The sequence below is a fragment of the Streptomyces nitrosporeus genome, assembly GCF_008704555.1.
GTDB lineage: Bacteria > Actinomycetota > Actinomycetes > Streptomycetales > Streptomycetaceae > Streptomyces > Streptomyces nitrosporeus.
Genome location: NZ_CP023702.1, coordinates 2,111,916 through 2,129,361 on the forward strand (window position 1 = coordinate 2,111,916; position 17,446 = coordinate 2,129,361).

Below are 17,446 nucleotides of genomic sequence, written 5' to 3' on the forward strand. Positions count from 1 at the left end.
AGGTCCTCACAGGGGCCGGACGGTGAGTATCTGCTGGGCGTGGCCGACCGGTCCGGTGGTGTCGTGCAGGACGGTGCTGGTGATGCCGTGGCCGGCTGGGCCGAAGGTGACCGTGGTGTCGAGTCCGGTCCAGTGGCCCTCGGGCTGCCGGTGCAGATGGACGGTCAGGTCCACGTTGGGGAACATCCAGGCGGTGGGCGACTCGCGTACGGCGATGCCGTTGGCCGTGTCCACGAGCGCGACGTAGGACGCGAGCGGGCTCGCGGTCTCCCCGGCGACGAGGTCGAGGCGGGAGGAGATCCAGGCGGTCGCGCGGCCCGGGGCGGGCGGGGCGACGGGGCGCACCTCCAGGGAGCGGACGTATCCGCCGGGCCAGAGGCCGGCCATCGGCCAGGGGGCGAGGTCCTCGGGCGGGGTGAGCGGGGCGGCGCCGCCTCCGGCGACGGCGCCGGTGTCCTGGGTGCCGAGGAGCCAGGCGCGGGCGCGTACGACGGGGCGGCCCGCGATGAGCACGACGGCTTCGAGGAGTTCGATGGTGCGACCGGGGCGGACGGCCTCGATCCGGATCTCGCACTCGTCGAGGGCGAGGCGGCCGAGGATGTCGTAGCTGATGCGGGCCACCGGCAGGGCCCCGCCCGGCCGGGAGGCCAGGTGCTGGTCGAGGGCGTGCACGACGAGGCCGCCGAGCGGGCTGAAGTGCTGCTCGCCGGGGTCCCACGCGCCGCCCGCGTGCGGGGTCGGCCTGTAGCGGTGCTCGTCGACGCGTTCGTAGTAACTGCCGGTGCTCAACGGGGTCTTTCCTCTCGGGCGGGCGGCGGGCGGTGTCCGGCCCGGCGGCCGGAAAGCGGTGTACCGGGTCCAGTATCCGGTCCGGCGGCGGGCGCCATTGGTATGGACATGACTAGACCACCGGTCTAGCCTCGAACTTGGTCTAGACCGCAGCGGGTTCCGTGGTCTCCGCTTTCCCCTGCCCTGCCGTACTCACTTTCGCCCCGCCCCGTCCGGCAGGCGCAACGGAGACCCCGTACCCGTACAGACATCCGGAACACAGGATCACGGGAGCGCACGATGCGTAGGAAAGTCACTTCGTTACTCCTCGGCCTCGGGCTGTTCGGCGGCGCGTTCGCCGCGACCGCCGGGAGCGCCCAGGGCCACGGCTACACCGATTCACCCGTCAGCCGCCAGCAGTTGTGCGGCAACGGCACCGTCCGCAACTGCGGGCAGATCCAGTGGGAGCCGCCGAGCGTGGAGGGCCCGAAGGGCTTCCCGACCCGGGGGCCCGCCGACGGCCAGATCTGCGCGGGCGGCAACGGCCGCTTCTCCGAGCTGGACGACCCGCGCGGCGGGAACTGGCCGGCGACCAGCCTCACCGCGGGCCAGAACCACACCTTCGTCTGGCGCATCTCGGCGCGCCACGCCACCACCGACTTCCGGTACTACATCACCAGGGACGGCTACGACCCGACGAAGCCGCTGACCCGGGCCGACCTGGACCCGCAGCCGTTCCTGACGGTGCCCTTCGGCGGCCGGCAGCCCGGTTCCACGGTGAGTCACTCGGGTGTGCTGCCGCGGAAGTCCGGCAAGCACCTGATCCTCGGTGTCTGGACCATCGCCGACACCGGAAACGCGTTCTACGCCTGCTCCGACGTGAAGTTCTGACAGGACGCGGAGCCGTGACGGGCACTCCCGGGCGCGCTGCCCGGACACACGGTCCCGATCCGGCGTCCTGATCCGGCGTCCTCACGTGACGTCCCCGATGTGGTCCGGCCCGGTACAGGGCGGGTACCGGGCCGGACCACACCTCCCCGCACCTCCCCCCGCGCTTCCCGTATCCCCGCAGAAGGGAACCACCCCCCATGTCCCGAAGAGAGGCACGGAGCGCCCGCAAGGGCCGTCTCCTGGCCGTCCTCCTGGCCGCCGCCGGTGCCGCCCAGGCCCTGCTCGGCACGGCGCCCGCCGCGTCCGCGAGCGCACCGGCCGCCTCCGCCCGCGCGGACGCGGCACCCGCGCGCACGGCGGGCACCCCGGCCGGCACCGCCGCGGCGGACACCTGCGCGCTGAAGTCCCGCCCGCAGGGCAAGGTGCTCCAGGGCTACTGGGAGAACTGGGACGGCGCCGCCAACGGTGTGCACCCGCCGTTCGGCTGGACGTCGATCGCCGACCCCCGTATCCCCCAGCACGGCTACAACGTGGTGAACGCGGCCTTCCCGGTCATCCTGTCCGACGGCACCGTGCTGTGGGAGGACGGCATGGACTCCACGGTGAAGGTGCCGACGCCGGCCGAGATGTGCCAGGCCAAGGCGTCCGGCCTCACCCTGCTGATGTCGATCGGCGGTGCGGCGGCCGGTATCGACCTCAGCTCCTCGGCGGTGGCCGACCGCTTCGTGGCGACCGTGGTGCCGATCCTCAAGAAGTACAACTTCGACGGGATCGACATCGACATCGAGACCGGCCTCGTCGGCAGCGGCAGCATCAGCCAGCTCTCCCCCTCGCAGTCCAACCTGATCCGGATCATCGACGGGGTGCTGGCCGCCATGCCGGCCGGGTTCGGGCTGACCATGGCGCCCGAGACGGCGTACGTCACCGGCGGCAGCATCGTCTACGGCTCCATCTGGGGCGCCTATCTGCCGGTCATCAAGAAGTACGCCGACAACGGCCGGCTGTGGTGGCTGAACATGCAGTACTACAACGGCAGCATGTACGGCTGCTCCGGTGACTCCTACGCGGCCGGCACCGTCCAGGGCTTCACCAAGCAGACCGACTGCCTGAACACCGGTCTCGTGATCCAGGGGACCACCATCAAGGTGCCGTACGACAAGCAGGTCCCGGGTCTGCCCGCCCAGGCGGGCGCCGGGGGCGGCTACATGTCGCCCTCGCTGGTGGCCCAGGCGTGGAACGGCCGCAGCGGGCTCAAGGGCCTGATGACCTGGTCGATCAACTGGGACGGGTCGCGCAACTGGACCTTCGGCGACAACGTCAGGGCGTTGCAGGGGCGTTGACGCCGCGCCTCCTCGCCGGTGTCCTCCCCTCCGCGGTTTCCCGCCACCGGCCTCCCGCCGGCGGCCCCTCGGCCCATGGGCCGAGGGCGTGGGACCACGAGGCGGCCGCCGGAGCCGGACGGACCGGCTCCGGCGGCCTCCGCTCACGGCCTCCCTCTCTCCGCCTTCCCCTCGCGGCCTTTCGCGCGCCGTCTTCCCCTCGCCGTCTTCTCCTCGCGGCCTTCCGCACGCCGTCTTCCCCTCGCGGCCTTCCGCGCGTCCGGCCCGTGCGTTTCCGGCCGGGCCCCGGTCCGGTGTCCCGCCGGGAAGCCCTCCCTCACCCGGCGCTGCGAACCCATCGGTCCGAGGTGCGATTATCCGTGGTTTCACCGGCGAATCCGCGTCAATGCCGGGCTAAGTCCCTGTCGTGGGGCGGAGGACGGCCGTAACGTCTTCGCCATGAGAAGCACGCCCGACGCCGCCACCGCCATCGCCACCGGTCGGCAGGACACCGGTGGCGCCGTCCGGCCGGCCACGGCCGCCGATCTGCCCTCGGTGGCCGCGCTCTGCGCCGCCCACGCGGCCTTCGAGCGGGCCGCGCCACCCGCCGCCGGTCTCGCCGTCCGGCTGGAGCACCACCTGTTCTCCCCCTCGCCACGCGCCTGGTGCCTGGTCGCGGAGGACGGAGGGGAACTGGTCGGGTACGCCACGTACGCGCTGGAGTTCTCGACCTGGTCGGGTGCCGAGTACATCCACCTGGACTGCCTGTTCGTCAGCGCACCGCACCGGGGTTCCGGCTGGGGCGGCAGGCTTTTCCGGGCGGTCCGGGAAGCGGCCGGGGCGGCCGGGGCGCCCCGGATGGAGTGGCAGACGCCGCACTGGAACGAGGACGCCATCCGGTTCTACGACCGCACCGGCGCCGTGAGCGGCCTCAAGGCCCGCTACACACTCGGGCCGGCCGCCCCCGGCGTTCCGGCCGGTCCCACGCTTCCCGGACGGCCGGGGAGCGATCAGGAAGGGAAGCGCGCACGACCATGATCACTGTCCACCTCAGATACGAGATCGACCCGGAGAAACTGGCGGACTTCGAGGAGTACGGCAGGCGCTGGGTCCGGCTCGTCGACCGCTTCGGCGGCAGCCACCACGGGTACTTCCTGCCGAGCGAGGGTGACAGCGACATCGCGTACGCCCTGTTCTCCTTCGAGAGCCTCGCCGCGTACGAGCGGTACCGCACCGACAGCGCGACAGACCCGGAATGCCAAGAAGCGTTCGAGCTCGCCCGTACCACCGGGTGCATCAGACGGTACGAACGGCGTTTCCTCAGGCCGCTGGACGGCGGGCGGTGACCGAGGGGCCGGACACGGGCGCACCGGCGAGCGGCGCCGATGGCGCTCCGGACGGGCGGACGGCCGCCGCCACCCCCGCGCGGGACGCTCCCGGGGCATAAGTAAGGTAAGCCTTACAGCGGCGGGCGGGCGTGGACCGGCCCCAGGCCGGCCACCGGCCGCCGCGCCCCTCAGGTACGGAGAACCCCTTGTCGAACGTCGTGCCCGCGCAGGCGGAAACCCTCGCACCCGCCCCCGCGCGGGACCCGCTGGCCGGGGCCGTGTTCCTGGAATCGGCCGGGCAGCTGCGGGAGATCCTGGGGGTTCCGTGGGACATCGTCATCGACAAGGTCCATGACGAGCTGACCGAGGCCGATCTCGGCCTGCTGGCGCGGGCGCCGTTCTGCGCGGTGTCCACCTCGGACGCCGACGGCAACTGCGACACCTCGCCGCGCGGCGGGGAGCCGGGCTTCACCAGGGTCCTGGACGCCCGGACCCTGGTCCTGCCCGATCTGCCGGGCAACCGGCGCGGCGACAGTTTCCACAACATCCTGGCCAACCCGCACGTCGGGCTGCTGTACCTGATACCCGGCGCGATGACGGTCCTGCGGATCAACGGCCGTGCCCGTGTCCTCACCGACGCGCCGTTCTTCGACGAGATGGCGGTCAAGGGCAGGCGCCCGCACCTCGCGCTGCTCGTGGAGATAGACGAGATCTATCTGCACTGCTCGGCGTCGTTGAAGCGGGCGGGTGTCTGGGCCCCGGAGACGTGGGAGAACGCCGCCGGGGCCTGAGGGACCGGCCGGGGAGGGGCACCCCGGAGCGGGCCCGGCCGTCCGGTCCCGCCGCCGGTCAGAACCCGCCGCCGCCGAAGTCGCCGCCCCCTCCGAAGCCTCCGCCGTCCCCGAATCCCCCGCCGTCGCCGAACCCGCCGCCCCCTCCGAAGCCGGAGGCGTCGAAGTCGGAGCCGGAGACGTCGCCGCCGCTCCAGTCGGCGCCGGAGCCGAAGTCACCGCCGCCGTACTCCGCCGCGTACACCGGGGTGGAGAGCATCGAGCCGAGCATGGTGCCGACCAGCAGGCCGGGCAGGAGGCCGCCGCCGAAGTAGCCGCCGGCCCAGGGGCCGTAGGCGGGGCCCGCCTCCCAGTAGGGGCGGCGGCTGCCGTCGCCGACGTCCACGGTGCGGCTCATGGGGGCCTCGCCCTCGCGCAGCCGGACCTCGTCCGCCGCGCAGACGGGCACCTCGCGGGCGGCGCCGCCCGCCGGTGTCCAGCGGACGTCGGCGACCGAGGGGCCGTGGCGCGGGTCGAAGAAGCAGGGCGGACGGCGGGCGGGCAGTTCGCGGTGCGCGCGCCGGGCGTCCAGGACGGCGAGCGAGAAGCGGCCGTCCTCCAGGGCCTTGGTGACCCCGCGTACGTCGGCGGGGTGCCGGGCGGCGCCCATCTTGGACTTGGCGTCCTCGTAGGCGTCGAGGGCCCGTTCGTAGTCGGCGCGCATCGCGTCGTCGGCACCCGGTTCCGCAGGGTGGAAGTCGAGGCGGTCCAGGGTCTCGCCGTAGGCGGTGATGTCCTCGTCCACGACGACCCGGAGCTTGTCCAGAGCGGCCTGTTCCTCCTCCTCGCGGCGCTTCCGGCTCCGGCGGGCGGCCGTGAGGGCGGCGGCTCCGCCGACGGCGGCGACCCCGCCCAGCACGATCAGCCCGGTCACCGGGGCGCCGCCCGTGCCCGCGCCGTCCGCGCCGGGGGACCAGGAGGTGGGGGCGCTGCCCCGGGCCTGGGTGAGGGCGCTGTCGACGAAGGCGTCGAGCTGGGTGGCGGCGTCGGCGGAGGTACCGGGGGCCTTGACCGCGGTGGTGAGGTTGTCGACCGCGCGGACCGGCATGACCTGCGGGTCCGCTCCGGCGTCGAAGCCGTCGCCGAGGCGGACGGCGTAGACGCCGGTGATACCGGTGTCGGTGCGCAGGTTCTGGAGGAGGCCGTCCGGCGGGTACGCGGAGGTCTCGGGGAGCACGGCCACGAAGACCGGTTTGTCGGCTTCCTCGATCTTGGCCTCCAGGGCGCTCTCCTGTGCTCTGGAGAGCTGGTCCCTGGCCCCCGGGTCCACGAAGACGGGGTCCTCGCGCAGGGCGCGGGCCGCTTCGGCGATCGTGGCGGGGGCGGCCGGTGCGGCCGGTGCGGCCGGTGTCATCGCCAGCACAGCCGCTGTGAGAATCAGCAGCAGGCCGGCCCACAGGGGTGCGAACAGCCTCTTCCGCATACTTCGACGGTAACCCGGACGGGTGACATATGCGTCATCCGTCCGGGTCCGTTCCTGTTTCCCTCCGAGGCGGCGGCGGACAGGAGGGGCAGGGGGCGGGCGGGTCAGCCGGTGCGGGCGTCCCGGGTGAGGCGGATGGTGTCGCGGTACCACTTGGCGCTGTCCTTGAGCGTCCGTTCCTGCGTGTCGTAGTCGACGCGGACGATGCCGAACCGCTTGTCGTAGCCGTAGGCCCACTCGAAGTTGTCCATCAGCGACCAGGCGAAGTAGCCCCGGACGTCGGCGCCCCCGGCGCGGGCGGCGGCGACGGCCGCGATGTGGTCGGCGAGGTAGGCGGTGCGGCCGGCGTCGGGGACCGAGCCGTCGGCGGCGACGGTGTCGTCGAAGGCGGCCCCGTTCTCGGTGACGACGGTCGGCAGCGCGTAGTCCCGCTGGAGCCGCACCAGCAGGCGGGTGAGTTCGCCGGGGGTGATCTCCCAGTCCATGGCGGTACGGGGCAGGTCGCGTTCCACCACGCGGACGGCGGGGAGTCCGTCGGCGTCGGTGGGCGAGCCGTCCTCGGTGACCCCGGAGAACAGCGCGCCCCGGTAGAAGTTGACGCCGAGGACGTCGAGTGGGGTGGCGATGGCCTCCAGGTCGCCGTCCTGGACGGGCAGTCCGATGCCCTGGGCCGCCAGGTCGGCGAGGGTGTCCTCGGGGTAGCGGCCGTGGACGACCGGGTCGAGGTAGAGGCGGGTGCCCATGCCGTCGGCGCGGCGGCACGCCTCGCGGTCCGCCGCGCTGTCCGTCTCCGGGGTGGCGGTGCCGAGGTTGAGGGTGATGCCGAGTTCCAGCGGGTTGCCGTGGGCCAGGGCGGCCCGGCGTATCCGCCGGGCGGCGAGCCCGTGGCCGAGGAGGAGGTGGTGGACGGCGGCCATGGCGTCGCCGAGGTCGGTGCGGCCGGGGGCGTGCGCTCCGTGGGCGTAGCCGAGCATCGCCGAGCACCAGGGCTCGTTGAGCGTGGTCCAGTGCTCGACCCGGTCGCCGAGGGCCTCGTACGCGAGCATCGCGTAGTCGGCGAAGCGCAGGGCGGTGTCGCGGACCGGCCAGCCCCCGGCGTCCTCCAGTTCCTGGGGCAGGTCCCAGTGGTAGAGGGTGATCCAGGGGGTGACCCCCTTGTCCTGGAGTTCGTCGACGAGCCGCTTGTAGAAGTCGAGGCCCTTGGGGTTGGCGGGGCCGCGGCCGCCGGGCTGGATGCGCGGCCAGGCGAGCGAGAAGCGGTAGGTGTCGACGCCGAGGCCGGCGATCAGCTCCACGTCCTGGGGCATCCGGTGGTAGTGGTCGCAGGCCACGTCGCCGTGCTCGCCGTTGTGCACGGCGCCCGGGACCCGGCAGAAGGTGTCCCAGATGGACGGGGTCCTGCCGTCCTCCCGGGCGGCTCCCTCGATCTGGTACGAGGAGGTGGCGACACCCCAGCGGAAACCGGCGGGGAGCCCCTGGACGGCGGCGGGGCGGAGGCTGCTGCGGGGCGTGGCGAAGTTCATGACACTCCAGGGGCGGGAGGGGTGGGGACGGCGGGCCGGGTGTGCAGCCAGCAGGCGACCTCGCGGCCCCGGCCTTCCTCGGGCGCGGTGAGGGCCGGGACCTGTGCCGCGCACGGTCCGAACGCCTTGGCGCAGCGCGGGTGGAAGGCGCAGCCGGCGGGCATCGCGGACAGGTGCGGGGGCGAGCCGGGGATGCCGGTGAGCTCCCGGCGCGGGCCGTGCAGCGCCGGGAAGGAGCGCAGCAGGCCGTCGCTGTAGGGGTGGCGGGGGTCGCGGTAGATCTCGGCGGCGCCCGCCTGTTCCACGATCCGGCCGCCGTACATGATCGCGATCCGGTCGGAGAACTCGACCAGCAGGGAGATGTCATGGGTGATGAACACGACGGAGAAGGACAGCTCCTCCCTCAGTTCGGCCAGCTTGCGCAGGATCTGGCGCTGCATCACGACGTCGAGGGCGGTGGTGGGTTCGTCCATGATGACGATCTCGGGTTCCAGGGCGAGCGCCATCGCGATCATCACGCGCTGGCGCATGCCTCCGGAGAGCTGGTGCGGGTAGGCGGCGAGCCGGTCGGCGGAGATGCCGACGAGGTTCAGCAGTTCCGCGGCCCGCGCGGTCCGTTCGGCGGCCCGCATGCCGGGGCGGTGGGCGGTGAGTACGTCGGTGAGCTGGCTGTGGACGGTGTGCACCGGGTTCAGCGAGTTCATCGCGCCCTGGAAGACGAGGGAGAGTTCCTGCCAGCGGAAGGCGCGCAGTTCCCGCGGTGTCATGGCGAGGAGGTCGACGCTCCCGCCGCCCGGCCGGTGGTAGTGGACGTCTCCCCCGGTGATCACCCCGGGCGGGGGGAGGAGGCGGGTGACGGCGTAGGCGAGGGTGGACTTGCCGGAGCCCGACTCGCCGGCGAGGCCGAGGACTTCGCCGCGGTGCAGGGTGAGGTCGATGTCCCGGAGCGCGCGGACCCCGCTCGCACCGGTGCCGTAGTCGACGTTCAGGCCGCTGATGGTGAGGATCGGCTCGGCGGTCATGCCTGGTGCTCCTTGCCCGGCTCTCCGGGGGCGGTGGGCGCGCCGGTACGGGCCACCGGGGTGAAGGCGGGCGGCTCGGGCCGGTCCTGTCCGCCGGTACGGGCGACGGGGGTGAAGCCGACCCGCATCCTGACCGTGCGGGAGGCGCCGGGCGCGGTGCGCAGGCGCGGGTTGACGAACTCGTCGATGCCGAAGTTGATCAGGGAGAGGGCGGTGCCCAGCAGGGCGATGCAGAGTCCGGCGGGGACGAACCACCACCAGGCGCCCTGGGCCAGGGCCTGGTTGGACTGGGCCCAGAACAGGACGGTGCCCCAGTTCCAGTGGGAGATGTCGGCGACGCCGATGAAGGCGAGGGTGATCTCCGAGAGGATCGCGAAGATGACGGTGCCGACGAAGCCGGAGGCGATGACGGCGGTGAGGTTCGGCATGACCTCGAAGAGGATGATCCGCCAGGTGGACTCGCCGGTGGCGCGGGCGGCCTCCACGTAGTCGCGGCGTCTGAGCGACAGCGTCTGGGCGCGCAGGACACGGGCTCCCCAGGCCCAGGAGGTGAGGGCGATGACGGCGGCGATCAGCAGGTCGCCGGTGTCCTCGACGAAGCTGGCGATGATGATGATCAGCGGCAGGCCGGGGATGACGAGGAAGATGTTGGAGAGCATCGAGAGGACCTCGTCGGCGGCCCCGCCGAGGAATCCGGCGCTGACCCCGATGAGTACGGACAGGGCGGTGGCGAGGACGCCGGCCAGGAATCCGACGACCAGGACCCCGCGGGTGCCGACCAGGATCTGGGAGAGGACGTCCTGCCCGGTCTGGGTCGTGCCGAGCCAGTGGCCGGCGGACGGCGGTCGCAGCAGCTGGTCGCTCATCGCGTCGGGGTCGTAGGGGGCGAGCCAGGGGCCCGCCACGGCGAGGACCACGAAGAACGCGAGGATCAGCAGTCCGGCGCGGGTCTTCCCGCCGCGCAGGAAGCGGAACCCGGCCCGGGTCGCGGCGGGCGCGGGGTCCGCGACGACCGTGTCGGTGGTGGTGGTGACGGCCATAGCTCTCAGGCCTCCTTGCGGGTGCGGGGGTCGAGGAGGGCGTAGGCCATGTCGGCCAGCAGGTTCGCGGCGAGGACGGAGAGCGTGATGATCAGGAAGACGCCCTGCATCAGCGGGTAGTCCTTGGCGCCGACGGCCTGGAAGAGCTGGTAGCCGATGCCCGGGTAGGAGAAGACCATCTCGACCAGCAGGGTGCCGCCGACGATGAAGCCCAGGGAGAGGGCGAAGCCGGAGATGTTGGGCAGGACGGCGTTGCGGGCGGCGTAGGAGAACATCACGCGCCGTTCGGACAGCCCCTTGGCGTGCGCCACCGTGACGTAGTCCTCGGAGGAGACGGTCACCATCATGTTGCGCATGCCGAGGATCCAGCCGGCGACGGCGCTCAGCACGATCGTCACGCCGGGGAGCACCCCGTGGTAGAGCGCGCTGGAGACGAACGGCCAGTCGAAGGCCGGGACCAGGGAGTTGTCGTAGCCTCCGGCGGCCGGGAAGATCTGCCACTCGACCGCGAACAGCGCGATGGCGATGAGGCCGAGCCAGAAGTAGGGGATGGCGGAGATGAAGGTGGTCACGGGCAGCAGTCCGTCGAGCCAGGAGCCGCGCCGCCAGCCGCTGTAGACGCCGATGCCGGTGCCGAGCAGGAAGCTGATCAGGGTGGTGACGCCGACCAGGGCGAGGGTCCAGGGCAGCGACTGGGAGATCACCTCGCCGACCGGTGTCGGGAAGAAGGTGAAGGACAGGCCGAGGTCGCCGTCCAGCAGATGGCACCAGTAGCCGGTGTACTGCTCCCAGAGGGACTGGTTCTCGTCGAGTCCGAACAGCGCCTTCAGGGAGGCGATGGCGCTGGTGTCCAGCTGCCCCTGGTAGCGGCTCATCAGGGCCTCGACCGGGTCGCCGGGCATCAGGCGGGGGATCAGGAAGTTGATGGTGATCGCGGCCCACGCGGTGGCGGCGTAGAAGACGGCGCGCTGGAGGACGTACTTCACTTCGTCTCCTCCTTCGCGGGGGCCGCGGCCGTGTCGTAGAGCCAGCAGGCCGCCCACCGGCCGCCCGCCAGGTCGAAGCGCGGCGGGAGTTCCGTGCGGCAGCGCTCCATGGCCTGGGGGCAGCGGGGGTGGAAGCGGCAGCCCGGGGGCGGGGCGATCAGCGAGGGCGGTTCGCCGCTCCCGGTCTCCTCCCGGGCCTCCTGGCCGGCGATCCGGCCGGGGTCGGGCGCGGAGGCGATCAGCAGCTGGGTGTAGGGGTGCGCGGGGTGCTGGGTGACGCTCTCGCTGTCCCCGCCCTCGACGATCCGGCCGGCGTACATCACCAGGGTGGTGTCGGCGAAGTAGCGGGCGGACGCGATGTCGTGGGTGATGTAGAGGATCGCGAGCCGCAGGCGTTCCTTGAGGTCGCGCAGCAGGTTGAGGACGCCGAGCCGGATCGACACGTCGAGCATCGAGACCGGTTCGTCGGCGAGGAGGACCTGCGGGCCGGCGGCGAGCGCCCGGGCGATCGCGACGCGCTGGCGCTGCCCGCCGGACAGTTCGTGCGGGAACTTCTCCAGGTACTGCCCGGGAGGGGTCAGCTGGACGCGTTCCAGCAGGGCCGCCAGGTTCGCCTCCAGTTCCGTCGCCCCGCTGCCGGCCCGGCCGTGGATCCTCAGGGCCCGGGTCAGGTGGTAGCGCACGGTGTGAACGGGGTTGAGCGAGGCGAAGGGGTCCTGGAAGATCAGCTGGACCTGTCTGACGTAGGCGCGGAAGGACCGGCCGCGTCCGGCCTTCACCGCCGTGCCGCCCAGGCGGATCTCCCCCGCGGTGAGCGGGTACAGCTGGGCGAGCAGCCGTGCGACGGTGGACTTGCCCGAGCCGGACTCCCCCACGAGCGCCGTGACGGTGCCGCGCCGCAGTTCGAGCGAGACGTCGTCGACGGCGTGGACGGTGCGCCGGCGCCGGGCGAGGAGGTCCTTGCCGGTGCGGCGTACGGGGAAGTGCTTGGTGACGGAGCGTGCTTCGAGCACCACGTCGGTGGCGGTCCGCACGTCTTTCGGCTGTTCGGTGGTCATGGCCGGTTCTTCCCGTGCTCACTTCTCGGCGGGCTTCAGGTTCAGCACGACTTCCAGCGCGTCGGGCTGGGTGTGCTGGGGGGCCGCGTAGGGGTTCTCCTCGGTCGGCCAGCCCACCCAGTTCCTGGTGGAGTACTCGGCGCCGATGGGGGCGGCGGCCGTCGGGATGACCGGCGCCTGCTCGACCATGATCTTCTGGAGGGTGTTCATGGCCTCGGTGCGTGTGGCGTCGTCCGTGGCGTCGGCGTACTCCTTGAGCGCGGCGGTGGCCTCGGGGCTCTTGAAGCGGCCGAAGTTGCCGAGCTGGGCGCTCTTGCCGACGGGCTGGAGGATCGCCCCGTCCATGATGTTCTGGTACATGTCGTACGGCGTGGCACCGCTGTTGGTCCAGTGCAGGGTGGCGTCGAAGTTGCCGGTGGCGACGTCGTTGCCCCATGCCTCGGCGGTCTGCGTCTTGACCTTGGCCCCGATGCCGAGCTGCTTGATGTTGTCCTTGATGATGGAGAGCCCGGTGATGTAGTCGTTCCAGCCGGCCGGGTCGGTGAAGGTCAGTTCGACGGGCTTGCCGTCCGGGTCCTTCAGCGTGCCGCCGTCGAGGGTGAACCCGGCGTCCTTCAGGAGCGCCTTGGCGCCGTCCACGTCGGGCTCCGTGGTGGCGCCCTTGTACTCCGGGGCGAGGAAGGGCTCACCGGCGGGCAGCGGGATGCCGGTCGGGTTGGTGATCTCCGGGTAGAGGGTCGCCTGCGCCTGGACGTGGATCGCGTTGCGGTCGACGACCATGGCCATCGCCTTGCGCAGGGCGGGGTTGTCGAGGGGCTTGCGGGCGGTGTTGAACCACAGTCCGTGGATGCCGAGCCCGGAGGGGAACCAGAGCTTGTGGTTCTCCGGGTCCTTGGCGACGTACAGCTGCTTGTAGTCGGGCATGAAGACGAACGACCACTCGACCTTGCCGTTCGCCAGGGCCGTGGTCGCCGCGCTGTTGTCGTTGTACGCGGTGTAGCGCAGCTCCTTGACCTTGGTCTCGCCCTTCCAGTAGGCGGGCGTGGCGGTCAGGGTGGTGGTCTGCGGGGTGAAGGTCTTCAGCTTGTACGGACCGGAGCCGACCGGGGTGCGGTTGGGCCAGGTCTCCGGGTTCTCGACCTTCTCCCAGATGTGCTTGGGCACGATGTACGTCGAGATGATCTTGTTCTGGTTGACGAACTGGGAGTCCTTGAAGGTCAGGACGACCTTCCCGCCCTCGACGGTGATGCCGTCGTAGGGGATGCCGTTGCCGTTGAGCGCGGGGTGCTTCTTCAGCAGCCCGAAGGTGAACGCGACGTCGGCGGCGGTCAGCGGCTTGCCGTCGGCCCACTCGGCCCGCTCGTCCAGCGTGAAGGTGACCTTGGTGAAGTTGGACTCCCAGGTCCAGTCCGTCGCCAGCCACGGGTCCGCCTTGTCGGTGGGGCGGATCTGGTTGGTCATGGCGAGCGGCTCGTAGATCATGACGCGGTAACCGAGGGTGGCGCTCGCCGAGGTGGCGAGGAACGGATTGCTGTTGTTCGTCTGCGGCCCGTCGGGCTTCCCCAGGGTCAGCACGCCGGAGGCACCGGCTCCGCCCTTGTTGCCGCCGGAGTTGGCGGACGAGCAGCCTGCGGCGAGGGCGACCACGGCGGTAGCGGCTGAGAGCGCTCTCAGAGTGTGCCGGCGACGACGGTGTACGGACATGACGGCTCCAGGAGGACTACGGGGCTGACGGGACCGATCTGGGTGGTACCGGGCGGGGCGGCGCGGCCGGGAGGCCGCGCGGGCGTTACGGCCGCGGATCGTGCGCGGATCCGCGGGGGTGCGCGGGGCGGGGGGGCGCGGGCGCCGGCGGATCGGCCGGGGTGCGGGACGGTCCGGCTACGGGGTGGGCGGGACGGGTCGGGTCGGGCTTGCGGAGGGGCGGGCGCGGGCCGTTCCGGACGGCCCCGCCCGCTACGGCGCCGAGCGGCGCACGACCAGTTCGGTGGGCAGCGTCACCGGCCGCCGCGGTGCGGGGGCGCCGCCGAGGTGTCCGAGCAGCAGCCGGGCCGCCGCCTCCCCCATCTGCCGGGTGGGCTGGCGCACGGTGGTCAGCGGCGGTTCGGTGTGTTCGGCCATCGGGATGTCGTCGAAGCCGACCACCGCGACGTCGTCGGGCACCCGGCGCCCGGCGGTGCGCAGGGCCCGCAGGACGCCGGCCGCGGTGACGTCGTTGTGGGCGAAGACCGAGTCGAACTCCACGCCTTCGGCGAGCAGCCCTTCCACGGCCAGCCGCCCGCCGAGCTCGGTGAAGTCACCGTCCACGACCGGCCCTTCGGGCAGCACGGAGCGGAATCCGGCGAGCCGGTCGCGTACGCAGCCGAAATGCCGGGGCCCCGTGACGACGAGCGGACGGGTGCGTCCCGCGGCCCGGAGGTGGCGGGCCGCCGACGCGCCCCCTTCGTGATTGGTGGTCACGACCGAGGGGAAGTCGGGGTGGTGGCCGCGGTCGTCGATGAGCACGATCGGCAGACCGGACCGGTGCAGCGCGGTGAGGCGGTGGAGCGTGTTCTCCGGTTCGATGACGACGAGGCCGTCGAAGGCGCGGGCGGAGACCTGGGTGGTGAAGCGTTCCACCGAATCGGCCCCCCGGTTGCAGGTGAAGAGCAGCAGGCCGTAGTCGGCCGCCTCGACGGTGTCGACCACCCCCTGGAGCAGTTCCCCCATCCACGGCCAGGTGAGCGAGGGCACCAGCATCCCGACCGTGCGGCTGGAGCCGCGGGCCAGTCCGACGGCCCCCGAACTGGGTACGTAACCGAGCTGTGCGATCACTTCACGAACGCGGGCGGCCGTGGAACCGTCCACTTCGCCCTTGAGGTTGACGACCCGTGACACGGTCGTCTTGCTGACGCCCGCCTCACGGGCGACATCGGCGATGGTGACGCGCAACGGGCCTCCGGAGACAGGGGACGGGCAGGGCGGACGCGACCGGCCGGACGGGCCGTCCGGTACCGGTTACGGAACCGGTTCCGTAACCGGTACCGGCGTTGCGGCTGGAGTTAACCGCTCCGGAACAGGGCCGTCAATACTTCACGTCGAGATTGGTCCGTACCCATGTCCGCAGCGGACCCTGAAGCATGCGCGGGTGCGCTTGAGTTCACTGCTTGAACTCACCAGGCTATTGACGTGAGCACGCGAAAAGGGTTCACTCACCAGTCGTGCCACGGCGCTTCCCGCGCTTCCGCCGCTCCCTCCGCGCCGGCCCGGCCCCGCGGGGGCGCGCCGGCCGTCCACGGCTCCGGCCGGTCCCGTCGCCCCGTGCGGCCTGTCCCGTCGCCCTACGCGGACGGTCCCGTCGCCCCACGCGGACGGTCCCGTCGCCCCACGCGGACGGTCCCCGCGTCGTGGGACGCGGGGACCGTCCGCGGCCAGGGGCCGTCTTCCGCACCGCCCGTTCCCGGCGGTGGCGGGCGGGTCAGTCGGTGGGCTCGACGCCGGCCCGCAGCAGGCCGTAGGTGTAGGCGTCCTCCAGGGCCTGCCAGGACGCGGCGATGACGTTCTCGGCCACGCCGACCGTCGCCCACTCACCGGCGCCGTCGCTCGTGGTGACCAGGACGCGGGTGGTGGACTCGGTACCGGTGCGGCCTTCCAGGATGCGGACCTTGTAGTCGGTCAGCTCCAGCTTGGCCAGCTGCGGGTAGATCCGCTCCAGGCCGACGCGGAGCGCCCGGTCCAGGGCGTTGACCGGGCCGTTGCCCTCGGCGGTGGCGACGATCCGCTCGCCCTTGGCCCAGAGCTTCACGGTCGCCTCGTTGGCGTGGGTGCCGTCGGGGCGGTTCTCGACGATGGCCCGCCAGGACTCCACCCGGAAGTAGCGGCGGGGCCTGCCCTCGACCTCGGCGCGCAGCAGCAGTTCGAAGGAGGCGTCGGCGGCCTCGTAGGTGTAGCCCTTGAGTTCGCGTTCCTTGACCCGCTCGACGACGCGCCCGACGAGTGCGCGGTCCCCGCCCAGGTCGATCCCGAGCTCCTTGCCCTTGAGCTCGATCGAGGCGCGGCCCGCCATGTCGGAGACCAGCATCCGCATGGTGTTGCCGACGAGTTCGGGGGCGATGTGCTGGTAGAGGTCGGGGTCGACCTTGATCGCGGAGGCGTGCAGCCCGGCCTTGTGGGCGAAGGCCGACACGCCGACGTAGGGCTGGTGGGTGGAGGGGGTGAGGTTGACGACCTCGGCGATGGCGTGCGAGGTACGCGTCATCTCGGCCAGCGCGCCCTCGGGCAGGACCTTCTTGCCGTACTTGAGTTCCAGGGCGGCGACGACGGGGAACAGGTTGGCGTTGCCGACCCGTTCGCCGTACCCGTTGGCGGTGCACTGGACATGGGTGGCACCGGCGTCCACGGCGGCCAGGGTGTTGGCGACGGCGCAGCCGGTGTCGTCCTGGGCGTGGATGCCGAGGCGGGCGCCGGTGTCGGCCAGGACGGTGGAGACGACGGCCTGCACCTGGGCGGGGAGCATCCCGCCGTTGGTGTCGCAGAGGATGACCACGTCGGCGCCGGACTCGGAGGCGGCGCGTACGACGGCCTTGGCGTATTCGGGGTTGGCGCGGTAGCCGTCGAAGAAGTGCTCGCAGTCGACGAAGACGCGGCGGCCCTGCTCACGGAGGTGGGCGACGGTGTCGCGGACCATCTCGAGGTTCTCCTCGAGGGTGGTGCGCAGGGCGAGTTCCACATGGCGGTCGTGGGACTTGGCGACCAGGGTGATCACCGGGGCACCGGAGTCCAGGAGGGCCTGCACCTGCGGGTCCTCGGCGGCCTTGCCGCCGGCCCGGCGGGTGGCGCCGAACGCGACGAGCTGGGCGTGCTCGAAGGCGATCTCCTGCTGGGCGCGGGCGAAGAACTCGGTGTCGCGGGGGTTGGCGCCGGGCCAGCCACCCTCGATGAAGCCCACGCCGAAGGCGTCCAGATGCCGGGCGATGGTCAGCTTGTCCGCCACCGTCAGGTTGATGCCTTCACGCTGCGCACCGTCGCGCAGGGTGGTGTCGAAGACGTGGAAACTGTCGTCGGTGGCCGTGGCCTTGGTGGTCATGCTGCTCTGACTCCTGTCGGTGAGCGGATCCGGACGAATCGGCTCCACTTGCCCCCATCATCCCGTGTGCCTCGCCCCGGCCGTGGTGGGGGCCGGAAAACGAAAAAACCCCTCGCGGGTGCGAGAGGTCTGCGCGCGGGTCTGGGGCACGGTGGCCGTTCCGTACGTGGTGGTACGGACGGTCACTGCGGAC

15 protein-coding genes are annotated in these 17,446 nt (G+C 72.0%); 5 read left to right on the forward strand and 10 right to left on the reverse strand.

All coding sequences use genetic code 11. The features are described 5' to 3' along the window. Positions 1–6 precede the first annotated feature (6 nt). Positions 7–789 (reverse strand): thioesterase family protein, encoded by a 783-nt coding sequence (locus tag CP967_RS09140; RefSeq protein WP_150487485.1) that lies wholly within the window; start codon positions 787–789, stop codon positions 7–9. Positions 790–1,068: 279 nt separating this feature from the next. On the opposite strand from CP967_RS09140, the gene CP967_RS09145 reads away from it, so the two are divergent. From CP967_RS09145 to CP967_RS09165, 5 genes are all read left to right on the forward strand, one after another. Beyond that, positions 1,069–1,659 carry a lytic polysaccharide monooxygenase auxiliary activity family 9 protein gene (locus tag CP967_RS09145; RefSeq protein ID WP_150487486.1) on the forward strand — a complete coding sequence of 197 codons (591 nt, stop codon included), beginning with the start codon at positions 1,069–1,071 and terminating at the stop codon, positions 1,657–1,659. A gap of 197 nt (positions 1,660–1,856) precedes the next feature. Further along, positions 1,857–2,999: a chitinase gene (locus CP967_RS09150; protein WP_150487487.1), complete on the forward strand. Its 1,143-nt coding sequence runs from the start codon at positions 1,857–1,859 to the stop codon at positions 2,997–2,999. Positions 3,000–3,437: 438 nt separating this feature from the next. Further along, entirely contained in the window at positions 3,438–4,016 is a 579-nt protein-coding gene (locus CP967_RS09155) for a GNAT family N-acetyltransferase (RefSeq protein WP_150487488.1), read from the forward strand. Continuing rightward, entirely contained in the window at positions 4,013–4,324 is a 312-nt protein-coding gene (locus CP967_RS09160) for an NIPSNAP family protein (protein ID WP_150487489.1), read from the forward strand. Before CP967_RS09155 ends, CP967_RS09160 begins: the two co-directional genes overlap by 4 nt. Positions 4,325–4,512: 188 nt before the next feature. After that, entirely contained in the window at positions 4,513–5,097 is a 585-nt protein-coding gene (locus CP967_RS09165; protein WP_229888196.1) for an MSMEG_1061 family FMN-dependent PPOX-type flavoprotein, read from the forward strand. A gap of 58 nt (positions 5,098–5,155) precedes the next feature. Here the strand turns inward: CP967_RS09165 and CP967_RS09170 are convergent, their stop codons facing one another. The 9 genes from CP967_RS09170 to cimA all read right to left on the reverse strand — a co-directional run bounded on the left by CP967_RS09170 (position 5,156) and on the right by cimA (position 17,253). Continuing rightward, complete coding sequence (locus CP967_RS09170) at positions 5,156–6,559, reverse strand: hypothetical protein (protein ID WP_150487490.1); 1,404 nt, start codon at positions 6,557–6,559, stop codon at positions 5,156–5,158. A gap of 104 nt (positions 6,560–6,663) precedes the next feature. Then, on the reverse strand, positions 6,664–8,082 hold the full coding sequence (locus CP967_RS09175) for a GH1 family beta-glucosidase (RefSeq protein ID WP_150487491.1): 1,419 nt from the start codon (positions 8,080–8,082) through the stop codon (positions 6,664–6,666). Further along, complete coding sequence (locus CP967_RS09180) at positions 8,079–9,104, reverse strand: ABC transporter ATP-binding protein (RefSeq protein ID WP_150487492.1); 1,026 nt, start codon at positions 9,102–9,104, stop codon at positions 8,079–8,081. The genes CP967_RS09175 and CP967_RS09180 overlap by 4 nt, the downstream gene beginning before the upstream one ends. Further along, positions 9,101–10,144 carry an ABC transporter permease gene (locus CP967_RS09185; protein ID WP_150487493.1) on the reverse strand — a complete coding sequence of 348 codons (1,044 nt, stop codon included), beginning with the start codon at positions 10,142–10,144 and terminating at the stop codon, positions 9,101–9,103. Before CP967_RS09185 ends, CP967_RS09180 begins: the two co-directional genes overlap by 4 nt. 5 nt (positions 10,145–10,149) lie before the next feature. Further along, positions 10,150–11,130, reverse strand: a complete 981-nt coding sequence (locus CP967_RS09190; protein ID WP_150487494.1) for an ABC transporter permease — start codon at positions 11,128–11,130, stop codon at positions 10,150–10,152. Further along, a complete protein-coding gene (locus CP967_RS09195) occupies positions 11,127–12,188 on the reverse strand; it encodes an ABC transporter ATP-binding protein (protein WP_150487495.1) in 1,062 nt (353 codons plus the stop codon). The genes CP967_RS09190 and CP967_RS09195 overlap by 4 nt, the downstream gene beginning before the upstream one ends. Positions 12,189–12,206: 18 nt before the next feature. Next, entirely contained in the window at positions 12,207–13,892 is a 1,686-nt protein-coding gene (locus CP967_RS09200; RefSeq protein WP_150487496.1) for an ABC transporter substrate-binding protein, read from the reverse strand. Positions 13,893–14,144: 252 nt separating this feature from the next. Beyond that, complete coding sequence (locus CP967_RS09205) at positions 14,145–15,119, reverse strand: LacI family DNA-binding transcriptional regulator (protein ID WP_150487497.1); 975 nt, start codon at positions 15,117–15,119, stop codon at positions 14,145–14,147. A 526-nt stretch (positions 15,120–15,645) separates the two neighbouring features. Continuing rightward, positions 15,646–17,253, reverse strand: coding sequence for a citramalate synthase (gene cimA / locus CP967_RS09210; protein WP_150487498.1), 1,608 nt, complete (start codon positions 17,251–17,253; stop codon positions 15,646–15,648). Positions 17,254–17,446 lie beyond the last annotated feature (193 nt).

Excerpts from the sequence above, each read along its gene's own strand:
- CP967_RS09145 (WP_150487486.1), top strand. The coding sequence starts at position 1,069 with ATGCGTAGGAAAGTCACTTCGTTACTCCTCGGCCTCGGGCTGTTCGGC.
- CP967_RS09180 (WP_150487492.1), bottom strand. The coding sequence starts at position 9,104 with ATGACCGCCGAGCCGATCCTCACCATCAGCGGCCTGAACGTCGACTAC.
- CP967_RS09155 (WP_150487488.1), top strand. The coding sequence starts at position 3,438 with ATGAGAAGCACGCCCGACGCCGCCACCGCCATCGCCACCGGTCGGCAG.
- CP967_RS09175 (WP_150487491.1), bottom strand. The coding sequence starts at position 8,082 with ATGAACTTCGCCACGCCCCGCAGCAGCCTCCGCCCCGCCGCCGTCCAG.
- CP967_RS09195 (WP_150487495.1), bottom strand. The coding sequence starts at position 12,188 with ATGACCACCGAACAGCCGAAAGACGTGCGGACCGCCACCGACGTGGTG.
- CP967_RS09170 (WP_150487490.1), bottom strand. The coding sequence starts at position 6,559 with ATGCGGAAGAGGCTGTTCGCACCCCTGTGGGCCGGCCTGCTGCTGATT.
- CP967_RS09160 (WP_150487489.1), top strand. The coding sequence starts at position 4,013 with ATGATCACTGTCCACCTCAGATACGAGATCGACCCGGAGAAACTGGCG.
- CP967_RS09185 (WP_150487493.1), bottom strand. The coding sequence starts at position 10,144 with ATGGCCGTCACCACCACCACCGACACGGTCGTCGCGGACCCCGCGCCC.
- cimA (WP_150487498.1), bottom strand. The coding sequence starts at position 17,253 with ATGACCACCAAGGCCACGGCCACCGACGACAGTTTCCACGTCTTCGAC.
- CP967_RS09150 (WP_150487487.1), top strand. The coding sequence starts at position 1,857 with ATGTCCCGAAGAGAGGCACGGAGCGCCCGCAAGGGCCGTCTCCTGGCC.
- CP967_RS09200 (WP_150487496.1), bottom strand. The coding sequence starts at position 13,892 with ATGTCCGTACACCGTCGTCGCCGGCACACTCTGAGAGCGCTCTCAGCC.